Origin of the sequence: Bacillus sp. GB_SG_008 (assembly GCF_052038115.1) — a bacterium.
GTDB classification, from domain to species: domain Bacteria; phylum Bacillota; class Bacilli; order Bacillales; family Bacillaceae_G; genus Bacillus_A; species Bacillus_A rhizoplanae.
Genome location: NZ_JBPZSK010000009.1, coordinates 21,910 through 38,411, shown reverse-complemented (window position 1 = coordinate 38,411; position 16,502 = coordinate 21,910). Strand labels below are relative to the sequence as shown.

The 16,502-nt window shown below is 37.8% G+C and carries 14 protein-coding genes and 4 pseudogenes; 14 read left to right on the top strand and 4 right to left on the bottom strand.

From position 1 onward, the window contains the following. The first annotated feature begins 193 nt into the window (after positions 1-193). From ACTDJC_RS19415 to ACTDJC_RS19400, 4 genes are all read left to right on the top strand, one after another. Entirely contained in the window at positions 194-1,942 is a 1,749-nt protein-coding gene (locus ACTDJC_RS19415; protein ID WP_440604407.1) for a sigma 54-interacting transcriptional regulator, read from the top strand. A 313-nt stretch (positions 1,943-2,255) separates the two neighbouring features. Continuing rightward, entirely contained in the window at positions 2,256-3,854 is a 1,599-nt protein-coding gene (locus ACTDJC_RS19410) for an ATP-dependent acyl-CoA ligase (RefSeq protein WP_440604406.1), read from the top strand. A gap of 58 nt (positions 3,855-3,912) precedes the next feature. Continuing rightward, positions 3,913-4,704, top strand: coding sequence for an enoyl-CoA hydratase (locus ACTDJC_RS19405; RefSeq protein ID WP_440604405.1), 792 nt, complete (start codon positions 3,913-3,915; stop codon positions 4,702-4,704). 122 nt (positions 4,705-4,826) lie between these two features. Further along, complete coding sequence (locus ACTDJC_RS19400; protein ID WP_440604404.1) at positions 4,827-6,266, top strand: GntP family permease; 1,440 nt, start codon at positions 4,827-4,829, stop codon at positions 6,264-6,266. Positions 6,267-6,719: 453 nt separating this feature from the next. Here the strand turns inward: ACTDJC_RS19400 and ACTDJC_RS19395 are convergent, their stop codons facing one another. Together ACTDJC_RS19395 and ACTDJC_RS19390 are read right to left on the bottom strand one after the other, a co-directional pair. Continuing rightward, complete coding sequence (locus ACTDJC_RS19395) at positions 6,720-7,148, bottom strand: SgcJ/EcaC family oxidoreductase (protein WP_440604403.1); 429 nt, start codon at positions 7,146-7,148, stop codon at positions 6,720-6,722. Positions 7,149-7,367: 219 nt separating this feature from the next. Then, positions 7,368-8,492 (bottom strand): FAD-dependent oxidoreductase, encoded by a 1,125-nt coding sequence (locus ACTDJC_RS19390; protein WP_440604402.1) that lies wholly within the window; start codon positions 8,490-8,492, stop codon positions 7,368-7,370. A 545-nt stretch (positions 8,493-9,037) separates the two neighbouring features. Between ACTDJC_RS19390 and ACTDJC_RS19385 the strand changes: the two genes are divergently transcribed. From ACTDJC_RS19385 to ACTDJC_RS19370, 4 genes are all read left to right on the top strand, one after another. Continuing rightward, a complete protein-coding gene (locus ACTDJC_RS19385) occupies positions 9,038-9,313 on the top strand; it encodes a TIGR04197 family type VII secretion effector (RefSeq protein WP_440604401.1) in 276 nt (91 codons plus the stop codon). Between the two features lie 70 nt (positions 9,314-9,383). Next, positions 9,384-9,746, top strand: coding sequence for a DUF3958 family protein (locus ACTDJC_RS19380; protein WP_440604400.1), 363 nt, complete (start codon positions 9,384-9,386; stop codon positions 9,744-9,746). After that, a complete protein-coding gene (locus ACTDJC_RS19375; protein WP_440604399.1) occupies positions 9,743-11,311 on the top strand; it encodes an RNase A-like domain-containing protein in 1,569 nt (522 codons plus the stop codon). Before ACTDJC_RS19380 ends, ACTDJC_RS19375 begins: the two co-directional genes overlap by 4 nt. Before the next feature lie 18 nt (positions 11,312-11,329). Continuing rightward, a complete protein-coding gene (locus tag ACTDJC_RS19370; RefSeq protein ID WP_440604398.1) occupies positions 11,330-11,629 on the top strand; it encodes a contact-dependent growth inhibition system immunity protein in 300 nt (99 codons plus the stop codon). A 37-nt stretch (positions 11,630-11,666) separates the two neighbouring features. On the opposite strand, the pseudogene ACTDJC_RS19365 reads toward ACTDJC_RS19370, so the two are convergent. Continuing rightward, a pseudogene (locus ACTDJC_RS19365) lies at positions 11,667-11,966 on the bottom strand (N-acetylmuramoyl-L-alanine amidase); the annotation flags it as partial. Between ACTDJC_RS19365 and ACTDJC_RS19360 the strand changes: the two are divergent. Beyond that, a pseudogene (locus ACTDJC_RS19360) lies at positions 11,967-13,190 on the top strand (HNH/endonuclease VII fold putative polymorphic toxin); the annotation flags it as partial. 18 nt (positions 13,191-13,208) lie between these two features. Then, the gene (locus ACTDJC_RS19355; protein WP_253628788.1) at positions 13,209-13,601 is read left to right on the top strand and encodes an immunity 50 family protein; all 393 of its coding nucleotides are present in this window, start codon (positions 13,209-13,211) and stop codon (positions 13,599-13,601) included. Between the two features lie 93 nt (positions 13,602-13,694). Here the strand turns inward: ACTDJC_RS19355 and ACTDJC_RS19350 are convergent. Next, positions 13,695-13,787: pseudogene (locus ACTDJC_RS19350) on the bottom strand (IS3 family transposase); the annotation flags it as partial. Positions 13,788-13,802: 15 nt separating this feature from the next. On the opposite strand from ACTDJC_RS19350, the gene ACTDJC_RS19345 reads away from it, so the two are divergent. The 4 genes and pseudogenes from ACTDJC_RS19345 (at position 13,803) to ACTDJC_RS19330 (ending at position 16,362) form a co-directional block, all read left to right on the top strand. Further along, positions 13,803-14,465 (top strand): RNase A-like domain-containing protein, encoded by a 663-nt coding sequence (locus ACTDJC_RS19345; protein ID WP_253628789.1) that lies wholly within the window; start codon positions 13,803-13,805, stop codon positions 14,463-14,465. Positions 14,466-14,477: 12 nt separating this feature from the next. Continuing rightward, entirely contained in the window at positions 14,478-14,780 is a 303-nt protein-coding gene (locus ACTDJC_RS19340) for a contact-dependent growth inhibition system immunity protein (protein WP_440604397.1), read from the top strand. Positions 14,781-14,839: 59 nt separating this feature from the next. Continuing rightward, positions 14,840-16,006 (top strand): annotated as a pseudogene (locus ACTDJC_RS19335) (EndoU domain-containing protein); the annotation flags it as partial. Positions 16,007-16,023: 17 nt separating this feature from the next. After that, positions 16,024-16,362: a hypothetical protein gene (locus tag ACTDJC_RS19330; protein WP_440604396.1), complete on the top strand. Its 339-nt coding sequence runs from the start codon at positions 16,024-16,026 to the stop codon at positions 16,360-16,362. Positions 16,363-16,502 lie beyond the last annotated feature (140 nt).

The window sequence follows — 16,502 nt, the reverse complement described above, 5'->3', positions numbered from 1 at the left end:
TTAAACCTCAAGAAAGTCATGAACGACTTAAGAAAGATAATTGTGAACCTAAAGTCGTAGTTTGCTTATAAGCCGATTAATCAACTGAATGAACTTTTAATAATTTTAGGAGTTCCAAGTATTTAACAAGGTGTTGTAAAATGGATATATATTACATACAAGAAAGAGCGCTATTTGATAGGGAGGTTTTCAAATGCATATTGATGAAGGGGTAAATCTGCAGTTAACCGGCCATGCTATTCAGTTAATGAATAACGGAATAGCCGTCACAAATCATGACGGAACCATCACATTCAGCAATCAATCATTCAGTAGTATGTTAAACAAAACAGAAAATGAAATAATTGGCAAGCAAATATCAACAATCATTCCCAATAGTAAAAAGCTATTAGTCAATCAAAATGATAACCTGTACAAGTACGAGTGTAAGATCGGCAATCAAGCGTTTATCGTGAACGAATCCTCTGTATATCAGGATGGGAAAAAAACCGGATCGATTGTAATCATGGAAAACAAGCAAAGCAAGGAAAAGAGCATACAGTCCTTGGAAACCATCATCAGTCAGTATGAAAATGCTTTGAATCTGCTGTCTGAATGTATTTTAGGGGTGGATGAGCAAGGAATCATCAATTTCATTAGCGGTTCTTATGCGCAATTTTTGGAAATCGATGACCCTAAGGAAGCGATCGGAAAGCATTGTACGGAAGTTGTTGAGAATACGAGGATGCATATTATCGTGAAAACGGGGAATGCGGAAATCGGACATATCCAGCGTATAAATAATCGGAATATTATTGCAATTCGTATACCTATAGCTAAGGAAGGTAAAATCATTGGTGCCATAGGCAAAATCATGTTCCATGATATACAGCAGTTTAAGGCTTTAGCCGATCAGATTAGCACGATGGAATCAAAGCTGTCATACTATCAGTCTGAATTAAAACGGCTGCAACGGGGGAAGCTTTCATTTCAAAGCATTATAGGAGAGAGCGAGAAAATGAACGAAGTGAAGGCTATGGCCTTAAAGGTTTCAAAAAGCCGGTCTACTATTTTGATAAGAGGTGAAAGCGGAACAGGGAAAGAGCTCTTTGCTCATGCGGTTCATAATGCTAGTCCGCGTGCTGCAGGTTCATTTATTCGTTTGAATTGTGCCGCGATTCCGAGGGATCTTTTGGAGGCTGAACTGTTCGGGTATGAAGAGGGTGCCTTTACAGGAGCTAAAAAAGGTGGAAAGCCTGGGAAGATTGAGCTGGCCCATAATGGAACGTTGTTTTTGGATGAAATCGGCGATATGCCGTTGGACATGCAGGTTAAATTGCTTCGCGTTCTTCAGGAGAAAGAGATTGAAAGAATCGGCGGCACGAACATTCGCAAGATTGATGTCCGTTTCATTGCGGCGACACATCGAAATCTCATTGAAATGGTTCAAAAAGGGGAATTCAGAGAGGATTTATATTATCGGTTGTATGTTTTTGCGATTGATATTCCTCCGTTAAGAGAAAGAAAGGAAGACATTATACATATAACGAAATTTTTAATTCGGAAATTGAATGAGGAGCTTGGAAGCAGTGTTATTTCATTGGATGAGAGAGTGAGAGATATATTCATGGAGCATGATTGGCCAGGGAATATTAGGGAGCTGGAGAATGTGCTCGAACGATCGATGAATGTTGTTGAAGGAACTATTATTCAAGTGCATCACCTTCCTGTCTACTTGCGGAAAAAGGGTTTGCCAGAGGAGCTGTATCATGAAATGTTTGCGGTAGATCAAGATGAGATTGAGATGAATTATTCACTGCACATGGAAGTGGAATCAGCTGAAAAACGGGTGATTGCTAGAGCTCTAGAAAAAACATCTGGAAACAGAAAAGAGGCAGCTGAGCTTTTAGGAATTCATCGGGCCAGCTTATATCGGAAAATAGACAGATATGACATACAATGAGGAAATGGAAAGGGCGAACAGGCCCTTTTTTTGTTTGGGCTGAAGATGCCAATAGAGTGTACAGCAATATTCACCGTCGCGTTTTTGCGACGGTGTCTTGCATATGCGACATTCATAAAAGAGTCATAGTTATAATTTGTAGTATAAATGCGACACATGCAGGTATACATATAAGGATTTTGACAGCATGTCCCTGAAGAAATAAGGAATTTGATAACGATTAGAGTTTTGGCATACCTCTTGCTATATAAAAATAAAAGCCTCGTAATTTTGGGGATAAAAAAGAGTTTAGCAGAAAGGGGAATAGAAGCCAATGATGGAGAATTACAGCCTGCCGCATTTTATTATGCAAAGTATCGAAAAGACACCAAATAAGGTGTATTTGCAATTTGAAGAACAAAGGGTCACCTATGAAGAGCTCTATCATCGGATCACTAGGGCCGCAGCGGGATTTCGTGAGCTGGGTATCCAAAAAGGTGACAAGGTTTGTATTATGCTACATAACGCTCCTGAATATCTGGATGTGTGGTTTTCTTTATCTTTTATGGGAGCAATCGCGGTGCCTCTTAATGTGCATTTAAAAGGAGAAGGCCTGCAGTATATTTTATCCCATTCCGATTGTAAGCTTATTATCGTTGATAAGGAATTCGTTTCTCAAATTGCTTCTTGTTTGCCATTTATACAAAGGGAAATTCAAATTGTTGTCCACAGTAATAATGAAAGCGTCATCATGATGGGGAATGGTGAAGAACGACCGGTAATCGGATTGAAAGATGTATTGAATACAAATTATCACCATTTTCCAAATGAAGCTGTTTCCTCCTCTTCTATCAACAGTATCCTTTACACCTCTGGAACGACTGGATTGCCTAAAGGGGTCATGTTAAGTCATTCTGCTTATGTAAATTCCGCACAGTCATTCGCCGATCATATGGTTGGCGCGAATTCAAAAGATGTTTTATTTACAGCGCTGCCGTTATTCCATATTAATGCCCAAGCCCATACAGTGCTCGGTGCTATTCATTCCAATGCGACGGTCGCACTTGGCAAGCGTTTTAGTGCTTCTCGTTTTTGGGATGAAATCCGCTATCATGGTGCGACGATTTTCAATTCTTTAGGATCCATGATTCCGATTCTCTGCAAGCAGCCGGAAAAGGAGAACGATCATGAAAATCCTGCAAGGGTGACGGCATGTGCCGCTACGCCTAAAGAATTTTGGAAGCCGTTTGAGGAGAGATTCGGCGTTCGGATCGTGGAAGGCTATGGGTTAACGGAGACGACGGGTTTTTGTTTAACGAATCCATTGAACGCCAATAAGCCGCCTTCTATCGGAAAACCGTATTCCTACGTAGAGACGAAAGTCGTCAACGAGGAGGGAGACGAAGTGCCGATTGGTGAAATCGGGGAGATTATCATCCGCTCCTCACAGGCAGTCATGGAAGGCTACTATAAAATGCCGGATAAAACGGAGGAGGCGTTGGAAGGAGGATGGTTCCATACAGGAGATCGCGGTTATCGGGATGAGGAAGGTTACTTATACTTTTGCGATCGGATCAAACAATGTATCCGGAGGCGCGGAGAAAACATCTCTTCTTGGGAAATTGAAAAGGTCGTGAACAATCATCCGAAGGTTCTTGAATCAGCAGCTATCGGCGTTCCGTCGGAAGTAGGGGAAGAGGATGTCAAATTATATGTGATTTTGAAGCAAGGAGAAATGATGTCTCATGAAGAGATTATAGATTGGTGTCAAGAACGCATGGCTTATTTTATGGTGCCGCGATACGTCCAGTTCAGTGAATCCTTTCCAAAAACCGCGACGGAACGGATTCAGAAGTTCAAGCTGAAGGAGGAAGGAATCGGTACTGCTTGGGATCGTGAGCAGGCTGGATATGTAATCACAAGAACGAGCTGAAGATGATTGTTTCATAGAAAATGTGTGTCTTATTACATGTTGGAAAGAAGGGATCGCATTGGAAAATAAGCAGGTTGTTTCATGGTCTAAAGAAAAAGGGATTGCAACCATTATGATTGATAATCCTCCTGTTAATGTACTGAGCTATGCCGTGATCGAACAACTGACGGCAGCGGTTGATGAAATTAAACGGGATGATGAAGTAATTGTTGTATTGATAACCGGCGCTGGAGAAAAAGCCTTCGTTGCTGGAGGGGATATCAAGTCATTTCCGGAATGGATTGGAAAAGGAAGTGAATATGCCGAGGAAAAATCATTGTGGCTTCAGAACCCGTTAAATAAAATGGAAAGACTGCCAAAGCCTGTAATCGCCGCTATTAACGGATTGGCGCTTGGAGGCGGGTGTGAGTTAGCTTTATCCTGTGATTTACGGATTATGGAAGAACATGCTCGAATCGGGCTTCCGGAAGTTAAGCTGGGCTTGTTTCCAGGGGCGGGAGGAACGCAGCGTTTGCCTCGCTTAATAGGGGCTGCAAGGGCAAAAGAAATTATGTTTACCGGTGAACCGCTCACTGCTGAAGAGGCTTGGCAAGCGGGTCTGGTGAATCATGTTGTTCCGCGTGGTGAAGCGCTGAATAAGGCGAAGGAGCTGGCCGCAAAGATGACCCGTTTTTCCCTTCCGGCTCTATCTTTGATGAAACAATCCATCAATAAGGGGCTGTCTCTTTCTCTTGAGGAAGGGCTTAAAGTGGAAGCACAAAACTTTGGCCATGTATTTCAAACGAGTGATGTAAAAGAGGGAGTGGAAGCTTTTATAGAAAAAAGGATGCCGCTTTTTCATCATAAATAAAAAGGTATGGCTGCAAATTTGCAGAAAGCAGCTTCATACCCGGATGCCTGTCCCTAACAGGCATCCAACGATATATACAAGAATTTAAGAAAATTCATTTTTATTGAGGGGGGATTGGAGTTATGGATTTATTGATTGTGTTGTTATCGCTCGGCCTGCTTATATTTCTAGCTTATCGGGGTTTCTCTGTGATTCTGTTCGCTCCTTTGTGTGCTTTGCTGGCTGTGTTTTTGACGGAGCCGGGGCATGTTCTTCCGTTCTTTTCCAATGTTTTTATGACGAAGATGGTCGGATTCATAAAATTATATTTTCCTGTGTTTTTGCTTGGTGCGATATTCGGTAAATTGGTTGAAGTTACTGGTATAGCAGAGAAAATCGCGAAAATCATTGTCCGTTTTATAGGTGCGAAAAGAGCCATTCTTTCCATCGTGCTGATGGGAGCGATTCTTACATACAGCGGTGTAAGCTTATTTGTCGCAGTATTTGCAATTTATCCATTTGCGGCGCAGTTATTCCGCGAAGCTGATATTCCGAAACGTCTCATTCCGGCAACAATCGCATTCAGTGCATTCACGTTTTCCATGGATTCGCTTCCTGGATCTCCTCAAATCCAGAACGTCATTCCGACTACGTTCTTTAAAACTAATATTTATGCAGCTCCGACATTAGGGATCATCGGCGCATTGTTTATCTTTACATGCGGCATGCTGTATCTGGAGAGATGTAGGAAGAAGGCAGCTGCTAATGGCGAGGGTTATTTCGGAAAAAACGGTGCCACTTCTGAAATGGCTGCTACAACTAGCGTCAGTCAACCTGCGCCAATGCCGATTGTCTCAGGAGATGCCATTACAATCGGTCACTGGATAGCTTTCCTTCCGCTTGTATTAGTCGGTGTGATGAATAAAGTCTTTACAGAATTCATCCCCGTTTGGTATGCAAACGGATTTGATTTCGCGACAATAGGTTTGAAGGATTACGGAAAGATTGATATGACGCAGGTAGTGGGTATTTGGTCAGTGGAAATGGCGCTTCTTATCGGTATACTGACCGCTGTATTATTAAACTTCCAAGCAGTAAAAGAACATTTTCAATCTATTACAAGCGTGGGAGTAAGTGGTTCTATTCTAGCTGCCATGAACACTGCAGCCGAGTTTGGGTTCGGTGCCGTCATAGCAGCTTTACCCGGCTTTGTTATGATTCAAAACTATTTGACTGGGACATTTTCAAATCCTTTAATCAGCGGAGCGGTCATGACAAATATATTATGCGGGCTGACGGGCTCAGGATCAGGCGGAATGAGCATTACATTAGGTTTGATGGCGGAGAAATATATTGAAGCGGCAACGAATTTCGGTATTCCATTAGATGTACTGCATCGTGTAATCGCAATGGCGGCAGGAGGTATGGATACTCTTCCTCATAACGGAGCAGTTATAACTTTGCTTGCAGTTACAGGCTTAACGCATCGTGAAGCTTATAAAGAGATTTTCGGCATTACTTTGATTAAGACGTTAGCTGTTTTCGTTGTTATTGGAGTTTACCTGGTGTTTTCTATTGTGTAGGTGGGAGATTTGTTGGCTGTCATGAATACCATAGCTATCAAGTTAAGATTATGTATAAATTTAAACAAAAACAACCATTGTTTCATATGAACTGACTTCTATTTCATTAGGAAGCTTGTAAGGCATGAGTTTGGTATTGTACCAAGCTCATGCCTTTTAAATTTTCTTTCATTCGTTAACTCATCATAAATTGTTTGGACTAAGGCTTTGCATTCTGATTTTTATCCCACATTATGGACAGTAAGACCCCCACCTCAATCGCGAAGCAGTAGGTGGGGGGAGTTCAATTAACTAATCTTTCTCCGTAATGTAAAACCTCAGTTAATAGTATTCTAATTTCATCTTCTTAAAAACTCTTTAAAGTTTGTCCAGCCTCTAAAACTACGCAATGTGGTATTTATCCGTTGTCGAAGCGTTTGGCGGAGATGTAAGCGTCAAATCTTCGTATCCGAATTAATTTCGACCACCATGTATTTGCTGGATGCGGCAATTATGGAACGCGGTTATTTTCCATTCATCGTTTTGTTTGATTACTATATTCGTATTGATCGATCCCCGTTCATTAGGGTCCTCCGCAGAATTAGGCAATTTCACTTCCCCGATCCCATGAACAATGGCTACATCGGATGCTATAAAGCGCGGCTGCACTTCAATAGTGAGACTGGATTCCAAAGTTGTGCCTTTGAGTGGACCATTAAATAACATTTGATGAACTTCAGCTATCTGCTTTCTTCCTTTTAAATGCTGTCCCATGAACGTCACATAATCTGCGTCTTCTGTAAAGCAATCGCCGTAAGCGCCTCCGTCCCCCTTGTTCCAGGCATTGCTCAACGCCACAAATAAGTCCTTTATCGATTGAATGTCCTTTGTTTGATTTTTCATTTCTGCTCTACCCCTTTGGAAAATAGATTTTTTCTATATCTCTCTATTACTATTAGGCACACTATTTTATTCAGCGACAGGAAATAAAGTTCCTGTCTTTAATAGAAGGCATAACACGATATGCCTCAGTTACTTGAATATTCCTGTGAGGGAAAGACATTCACAAAAAATTGGCTTTTTTACAATATAAAGTTTGATTTGCTAATTTAATATTTTGGATTAGTAGGCTGTACTAAGAAAAGAATGACACGCCATTATAATTTTTTCACTACCTTCTTCCCTTAGTAATTCTTTTCTTATAAGTTCTGAAGATAGCTTTTGAATTTTTTGAGCTCTATAATACCTTCTCTTAAAATAGGATTGAAATGCTGTATAAAAGTAATCATGATTATCAATTTCTTCTGCTAATACTATGGCATCTTCTATTGCCATTGCAGCTCCTTGGGCTAAATTTGGTGCACTGGCATGAGCAGCATCTCCACCAATGACTACACGGTTGCTGTACCAGTTCTCTTCCAATACAACTTCTTCAACTAGATTAAAGATAATGGGAGAATCTTTAGAAAGCCCCTCTTTAATTAAAATTGATGCTCCTTTAAATTGATCTACAATGTTCATCACTCTTTCATAACGTGTCATTTTATCATCCCAGTAATCTATCTTTACCGGCTTCAAGATAAAAGCATAGCCCGCACTTTCAGACAATGGTACAATACCAATTTTAGTGCTTCCATTATGAAACATGAGCGTCTCATTAAAAGATTTACTCTTAGGAAATTCTATAGGGAACCTCCATGATCCCATACCTAAAAATTGAGGATGGATTTTTCGCCCCAGCATTATATCCCTGACTTTAGAACGAATGCCATCAAACCCTATAAGAATATCGCAAGTGAGAGTACTTTCGTCTTCAAAAGTTACATTAACCCCATATTCATGTTCGGTATAAGACTTTAGGGTTTTATTCCATTCTATATTTACCCCTAAAGACTGAGCTTTTGCAACTAATATTCCGCTTAATTCAGAACGCCAAATAGCATTTCTACCTGGTAGGTTTTCATCCATAAATCTTTCACTAATTTCACTTATTATCATGCCATCTTTATCAAAAATTTTTAGGGAATTGAGTTGAAATCCTTTATTTAAGCATTGTTCATATATACCTAATTCTTTGAGAACTCCAAATGAATTTTGAGGTTGCAAAATGCCTGCACCTTTAAGTGAATTACTACTCGAAGACTCACATACTGTTACAGATAAACCATTTTTTCTTAAAGCAATTGCAGCAGATAGTCCACCTATTCCACCGCCGATAATAAGAACTTTTTTGATCTGCTGTTTCATTGTATACACCCTTTCATAAAAGATGACTGATTACTATAGTATAGGTTTTTACCTATTAATAATATGAATAATGAATTTTTTCGAAAAATTTACTACCTCATATCCGATTGGACTGAGTGTTTACAATTTAATCATGTATTCATTGAATTAGAAATTGAATTTTCTAAAGAGCAATTTTATCAACCAGACGATTATATGAAAGAGCAAATAGAAAGTTACGCTAAAGTAGGGATTTAGAGTTTTCTAAGTACATTCGAAGATGAAGACAATACAATCCTTTGTGTTTTATCATTACGCGGAGATAGACACAGGCTACAACAGAGAGACAGTGTAGAGGACGGGGAAACTATCATATGTAACACAGTTAAGTGCTTTGAGGAGGTACAAAAAAGAAAAAATAATATACAATAATTGGAGATTTTTCATGAAACCCTCATTTTTTAATATGGTATAATTTTCATAGTTTAGTAAGTAATGAAGAAGTTCACAAACTTTTGAACAAACTCTGAAAGACTGGACAGAAAAATATAGAGAGGATTCAAGCGATGGGACAATTTCAAAGTAATTTTCAAACGGCAGAACAAATCGCGACGCAAATGGGGACAGCTGCTGATACGATTCAAAGTGCAACAAATAGATCCATAACTAAGTCGGAACGTACAACGTTGTCTGTTAACTCCAAAGCACAAGAAGCCAATCAACAAGCTTTGGATTTAACAAAACAGTTTTATGCCGCTTTTCAACAAGCAGTTAACAACATTCATTCTGTGGCCAAAGAGTTTGAGCGTATGGATAACGAACTTCAAAAAAACTTTTCATAATTCTCCTTTAATAAAAGAACTTTTAACCAATATGACAACCTACGTGAACGTAAGAAGTAGGAGGAAAAAGATGAGTCAAGATATAGAAAAACAAATCAATCAACTGAACGAAAAATTAAGAAGTCTATCTGAAGAACAATTTCAAAATCAACAAGCTATTCAAACACAAGAACAAACGGAAGAAGATTTTTATGAATGGAAAGGTCGAAGTGGCCGTTTGTTTGATCGCATTTTAGAAACTTGGTACAACGATAGAGAACTGAGACAGTTCTTTCACAATATGCGTCAAGATGCAGGGCAAATTGAGAGAAAGCTTGCCCACGAATTGGAAGACCAAAAAGAAACGTTGCTCAAGGAGAAACGAAACCTGAGTAATTTAGAAAATGACCTTTACCACCAACGCCAAAAATTAGCACGGGAGGTGAAGTCATGAGCTTAAATATGTATCTAGGGGAAGTGCGAACCCAATCACAAAGTATGAATGCCTTTTGCGTTGCTACCATTCAAGGTATGGAGCAAGCCATCAATTCGATTGATGCGTTTGCATTCGATGCTGTTCTGCAAGGGCAAACTTACGACAGTGCAAAAGCCTTCTTTGCACAAACCTTCCGTCCTTTAGCTCAAGGAATCATTTACTTGTGTGAGGAATTAATTCGTCAGAATGATGCCTTTCCGAACGATTTTCAATCACAAGTAGCTTCAACAGATGTCATTGAACAAGAAATACTAGACCAAATTCGAGAGATCGAGCGAACGAGAGCAGGTATTGAAGGAATTAGTAGTATCCTTCCAGGCATGCAAGTTATGGTGAATATTTTTGATGCGATGAAACGAAAGCTTCAAGAAAAGTTAGAACATCTGCATGAATTCAATTATACTTCTAGTAGTAATTATGATACAGCACTCCAACTAGCTGCCAGCATCGCGCAAGGTCTTGCGGAAGTTCAAAGCGGGAAAGGTTTCAGTCCCGCAACAGGAACATTTAGTATACAAGAATTGAATATGGGATGGACGGCGTCTATTCAAAAAATTACAGAAGATAAAATTCGTCAAGCAGAGACACTTAAAGCTGAAATGAGTGATAGTAATTCTGAAAAGTCCATGTTAAAGAAAGTTTGGGATGGGATTTATTATGGTTCAGGGCAGGCTGTTGGAGACATTATAGAAGGATTCAAATCACTAGACGATACAGTAACAAAAGAGAACATAAAGTATGCTATAGGTCACCCCATAGAGACGTTTTCTACTATGTGTAATGCCTTATCAGATTCATTTATTAATGATGTAATCAACGGTGATGCTGAGAGTATTACAAGATGGGGAACGTATACTTTTATGCAACTTGGATTAGGCTGGATGGGGGATAAAGGTACTAGTAAGGTCTCTACGCTAGTAAAAGGTACGAATTTCACAAAAGTAACTGAAATCACTGCACCACGCTTACAACAAACTTTTACAAGTTTAGTTGATGATTTAAACATAGAAAATCGACTTGCTTTTGCCGATACCAACGGACTTAATCTAAGGTCTTCCGATAATCCTATTCTTAATGAAGCCAGAGATACTTTTTCCTTTTCCGAAAACATAGATAGATCAACCCAATATAGTCCACGTGTATTTGATGGTGATTTAAGACAACACGAAAATAGAGGCGGACATTTAATAGAAAGACATGTCGAAATATCTAATGAATCATTGGCTCAACGATTAGTAGAGGATCAAAATATCACAGGATCTTCATCCTTTAATGATTTAGAAAAAGCTCAAAAAATTGCTGATGAAGTGTTAACTGACCCTCGAAATATACGTAAAATAGAAAGATGGTTGAATGATCCTTATAGCCCGCCGACTTTAGCGTTAAGGTATAGAGGTGATGAAGTCGTTGGTCGACAAATTGCAAGAGGATCTGAAAATGTTTTAGAGGTAACTAATGCTAAGATTGTCTTAAAAAAAGACGGACAAGGAAGTTATATTCGAACAGGCTACCCTGTAAGATAGAAATTTAGGAGGATACTTATGATTGATAAATACTATATATATGAAGAGCTAAGTGACTTTTTAGACGGAACATTCCATCAAGATATGGGAACACCAGAAAAAGCATTAAACGAATTTATAGAAGAAGCTCACAAAGTGTGTATAGAAAATACTATAAAATACATAACTGTATTTTTAAAAAGTGATTTATCCGCACAAGAAAAAGAAGAGTTTATTGAATATTATACTGAAATTTATTTCCCTTCCTTAAAACTTACTCCGATAGAATGGCTGGAACAAACAGTTGAAACCTTAAAACAATCATTAAAAAATACTTAGTAAAAATCGACCGCCCGTAATAGGCGGTCTTTTCGTATTAACGCACAGTTACATACGCATCACTAGCCGTAATATAAAACGTTTGCCCTTTCGAATTATGTACTTGATACTGAGGAGAACAATTTACTATTACTTTTTCATCAATAGTAAATCTTAATCCTGCCTCAACACTTCCAGCCCCATCTTTCTCTTGCCAAGATGGAAAATCATAGGAACGTAGATTATCAACTTTAGAAACAACACGCTTTCCTACAATAGATGAATCAACAGTGCTTTTCTTCTCAAATCGAATATAAGACGGATCATATTTCCACCACTGTCCTCCACCTAAGTCTATCGAGAGATTGAGCGAACGAAAGCAGGTATTGAAGTAATTAGTAGAACCCTTCCAGGTATGCAAGCTATGGTGAATATTTTTGATGCGATGAAACGAAAGCTTCAAGAAAAGTTAGAACATCTGCATGAATTCAATTATACTTCTAGTAGTAATTATGATACAGCACTCCAACTAGCTGCTAACATCGCGCAAGGTCTTGCGGAAGTTCAAAGTGGGAAAGGTTTCAGTCCTGCAAGTGGAACATTTAGTGTACAAGAATTGAATATGGGATGGACGGCGTCTATTCAAAAAATTGCAGAGGATAAGGCTCGTCAAGCTGAGAAACTTAAAGCTGCAATGAGTGATAGTAATTCTGAAAAATCCCTATTAGAGAAAATCGGTGATGGTATTTGGGATGGTGCAGGACAAGCTATTGGAGATACAATAGATGGTATAGTAGCATTAGGTGATTTGGAAACATGGAAGAATATGGGGTACGCTGTTACTCACTTGGATGAAACATTACCTGCTATGTGGCATGTATTATCAGAGTCATTTAAACAAGATATAATAAATGGTGATGCGGAAAGTCGTGCAAGATGGGGTACATACGCTTTATCCCAAATTGGATTAGGATTAATTGGTGATAAAGGAGTAAGTAAAATAAGCAAAGTAACTACACTAGCAAAAGGTGCGAATGTCTCAAAATTCTCACAAGGCATGTCCCAGGTTGCAAGTAATTTACAAATGGGAGACCGTTTTGCTTTGGCTGGTATGAGTTCATTCAAAAATGAAGGGTTTTCAATTAACGACTATTTTGTTAAAGCAAGTAGTGGAGAACTCAAGGGATTAGAAAATAATGCTAGTAAAAGCTTTGAAGTTAAGAAGATTGAGGGGGAAAATTCTCATGAATCTAGGGGAGCTAGTTTAAAAGAAATTAAAAGGCAATTAAATATACCTAAATCTCAACATCCGATTAGTCAAAAAATGGTACCATTAACAGATAGCAATGGTAAATGGATATTAAATGATAATAAACAGCCTATTATGACTCGAGAATTGACATATGAAGTAAAAGGTCAAAAAATTGTAATTCAGGATCATTCAGCTGGTCATGATTTTGGACAAGGTGGTATTGGAGATCAGCCGCCTCATCATAATGTAAGACCTGAATACAATACCCGAACAGGACAGGTAGATGGGATGGCGGATCATTATTATTTTGAGAAGAGGAATAAAAAATAGAAAATAGGGAGTATAAAAATGATTGATCAATTTAAAATTTTAAATCCACAGGCGCTAATTAGTATTTTTGGGAAAATACCAAAATTTGAAGAATCAGAGTTATTAGATGTGCGTCTTAAAAGAGATGGTCCTACATTAGTTATCCAATTGATGACAAAAGAAAATGTTGAAAATAAGCCAAAGCGATGGAATAAGTGGGATGTAATTTATGTAGAAATATCTTTCTATACTATTCGTAATTTAACAATAGAAGGTTTAGGTACAGAAAATATCATTGATTATTTTGAAATAAATACGACAGAAGAAGGAGGTTTATTAAAAATTAAGTGTAAGAATCAAATGATAGTTGAGTGTTTATTTGAGTGGGCAAGAGTAGAAGGGGTAACCCCAGGTTTAATAGGATTACCATAACTTTGATGAGAAACAGATAATTTGATTTATAGTGCACACATTTTAATATTTTTATAGGTGAAGTGACCCTAAAAAGTGAGATAGGTTATTTCATTAGGTAACTTCTTGGGCATGGGCTCGGTATTGTACTGGGCTCATGCCTTTTAGTTTTGCCTTAATTCTTTTGTGATTATGTTTCCATAGATAAAATAATTCGTATGGATGGGGGATAAAGGCACTAGTAAGGTCTCTACGCTAGTAAAAGGTACGAATTTCACAAAAGTAACTGAAATCACTGCACCACGCTTACAACAAACTTTTACAAGTTTAGTTGATGATTTAAACATAGAAAATCGACTTGCTTTTGCCGATACCAACGGACTTAATCTAAGGTCTAGTCTGGATTCTGCTGTTTTTGAAACTGAAGAAAAGCTATCAACTTATCAGTTTACTAAAGGCGGAGATACTAATGCTGTAAAACCAGGAGATAGTAGTCCCTTAGCTCCAGGAGGAGGATTAAATGCCCATAAGGCAAGAGGTGGGCATTTAATTGAAAGGCATGTAGAAAAAACAGATGCAGAGTTGTTACAAAGATTACAAAGAGACCTTAGAATACCAGCAGCGTCAACTTTTACTGATCGAGCTACAGCTGAGAGAGTAGCTAATGAAGTATTAAGTAACCCGCAAAATATAACAAAAATAAATAGGTGGTTAAACAATACTAATAGCAGACCAACTTTACCACTAAGGTATAAAGGTGAGGATATAATTGGTCGATATATCGAAAGAGGATCAGATATTGCTTTAGATGTGGAAAATGCTAGGATTGTTTTGAAAAAAGATAACCAAGGAAGTTTTATTATTACAGGATATCCAGAAAAGTAGAGGAGAATTTATATGGAAGATAAATATAGCCCTTATGAAGAATTAGGTGACTTTTTAGCAGGAACATTTCACCAAGACATTGAATCACCTGAGGAAGCTCTTAATGAATTTATAATAGAAGTTACTAAAATCTGTATCGAAAATACTATAAATGATATATTTTCATTTTTAAACAGTAATTTAACTGATAGTGAAAAAGAGGAATTTATTAAATATAATGCTGATATTTATTTCCCTGCATTAAATTTAACACCTGTAGAATGGTTAGAGCAGACCCTTGAAACACTAAAAGAAGCTATAAAAGGTGAAGAATAAAATTGTAGTAAACAAGGCCGACTCATATTACATTGAATCGGCTTTGTTATTACTTCACACTAGCTGCCAGTATTGCCCAAGGTCTTGCGAAAGTTCAAAGTGGGAAAGGTTTTAATGTTGTTAGCGGTACATTTACCACTCAAGGATTGAATATGGAGTGGACGGCGTCTATTCAAAAAATTACAGAAGATAAACTTCGTCAAGCTGAGGAAGAGAGTAAAAAAGGCGAATCGTTACTTGATAAATTTAAGGATGCTGCTGAGGACGGAATAGAAGCGGTGGGAAATATCGCCACACTCTATCATAACTACAAAAAAGGACAACGTGAAGCTGTCATAGATGAACTCAAAGGATTGGTAAATACAGTCTTACACCCAATAGATAGTTTTGAAAGTGCTATGTATGCCCTTTCTCACCTAGACGAAACATTCGATGCTGTAAAACAAGCTATTTCTAATTCATGGAATCAAGATGTTGTAAATGGAGATTGGAATAGCAGAGCTAAATGGGCTGGAAATGCAGTGGCGCAAGCCGAGCTAGCCCTTGCTCAATTACTTGTAGGAACAAAAGGTGCAGATAAAATTTCAAAATTAGGTACAGTTTCGAAGGTGGGTGAAGTTTCAAAAGTTAGTGAAAGTGTAAACTTCATACAAAGTGTAAAAAACGTATTGAATTCCGATAAGTATAAGCAATTTATTGATAGGTTGAATAATATTCTAATGCCAAAAAACGAATTTGCTCTTGCCGATACCAACGGACTTAATTTAAGGTCTTTTGATTATTCTACTTTTAATGAAGCCGAGGATACTTTTTTATTCTTCAATAAATATAAGTCCCAACCTAATTCTATTTATAAAAATAATGGTACCGTTGAACATATCTTTCATGGGAATATAAATAACAAAGGGCAAGCTGGTGGGTATCATCATGTGAGTATGATGGGTGAAGGAGAAATTTTAAGGATTACTAAACAACCTAATAAATACGGCGTATATGAAGCAAAGATTACAGTGAATGGTGTGGTAAAAGGACCAACTTCCACATTTTTCCCAGATGCATGGGATAGAGTACAAGTTTTGAAGTGTATTAATGAAGCTTATCAAAACGCTCAATTTGTAAAAGGATCTACAAATACATATATCGGTAGAGCAGCAAATGGAATGAAAATTCAAATGTTTCTTGATAAATCAACTGGTAGGATTATATCAGCTTTTCCAATTTATTAATAGGAGGATATATAACTATGAAATATAGCTATGAATTTAGTAAAGGACCTTTTGATATATTACTTATTAACTTACCTGAAGAAATCGCTTTAGTTGGTGAGTTTCTACGATCTGATGTTCATGGTATAGAGTGGGTAGAAGAACTTGATAAAGTTTTGAGTAAAGAAATTGATTGTGCAAATTTTGGTGGAAACTCTTGCGATTTGGCAGTTAGACCAGATTTCACTATGATTACACATCGTTATGTGGAAGATGAAGAGTACACTTGTAAAATTGAAACAATTGAATTAAAGAACTTGATGTTAGTATGGCTAGAAGAGTATGAGAATTACTTACAAAACCGTGATTCCAACTAATGTATGATATTTATTAAAGCCGGCTCCTGACAAGGAGTCGGCTTTGTTATTACTTTACACTTATATACGCATCGCTAGCCGTAATGTAATACGTATCAAGGAATAGGTTCAGATAGTATAGAAATTACCATTTAGTAAAA

Coding starts and splice junctions, on each gene's coding strand:
- ACTDJC_RS19415 (WP_440604407.1), top strand. CDS start 194: ATGCATATTGATGAAGGGGTAAATCTGCAGTTAACCGGCCATGCTATT.
- ACTDJC_RS19410 (WP_440604406.1), top strand. CDS start 2,256: ATGATGGAGAATTACAGCCTGCCGCATTTTATTATGCAAAGTATCGAA.
- ACTDJC_RS19400 (WP_440604404.1), top strand. CDS start 4,827: ATGGATTTATTGATTGTGTTGTTATCGCTCGGCCTGCTTATATTTCTA.
- ACTDJC_RS19395 (WP_440604403.1), bottom strand. CDS start 7,148: ATGAAAAATCAAACAAAGGACATTCAATCGATAAAGGACTTATTTGTG.
- ACTDJC_RS19390 (WP_440604402.1), bottom strand. CDS start 8,492: ATGAAACAGCAGATCAAAAAAGTTCTTATTATCGGCGGTGGAATAGGT.
- ACTDJC_RS19385 (WP_440604401.1), top strand. CDS start 9,038: ATGGGACAATTTCAAAGTAATTTTCAAACGGCAGAACAAATCGCGACG.
- ACTDJC_RS19380 (WP_440604400.1), top strand. CDS start 9,384: ATGAGTCAAGATATAGAAAAACAAATCAATCAACTGAACGAAAAATTA.
- ACTDJC_RS19375 (WP_440604399.1), top strand. CDS start 9,743: ATGAGCTTAAATATGTATCTAGGGGAAGTGCGAACCCAATCACAAAGT.
- ACTDJC_RS19370 (WP_440604398.1), top strand. CDS start 11,330: ATGATTGATAAATACTATATATATGAAGAGCTAAGTGACTTTTTAGAC.
- ACTDJC_RS19355 (WP_253628788.1), top strand. CDS start 13,209: ATGATTGATCAATTTAAAATTTTAAATCCACAGGCGCTAATTAGTATT.
- ACTDJC_RS19345 (WP_253628789.1), top strand. CDS start 13,803: ATGGGGGATAAAGGCACTAGTAAGGTCTCTACGCTAGTAAAAGGTACG.
- ACTDJC_RS19340 (WP_440604397.1), top strand. CDS start 14,478: ATGGAAGATAAATATAGCCCTTATGAAGAATTAGGTGACTTTTTAGCA.
- ACTDJC_RS19330 (WP_440604396.1), top strand. CDS start 16,024: ATGAAATATAGCTATGAATTTAGTAAAGGACCTTTTGATATATTACTT.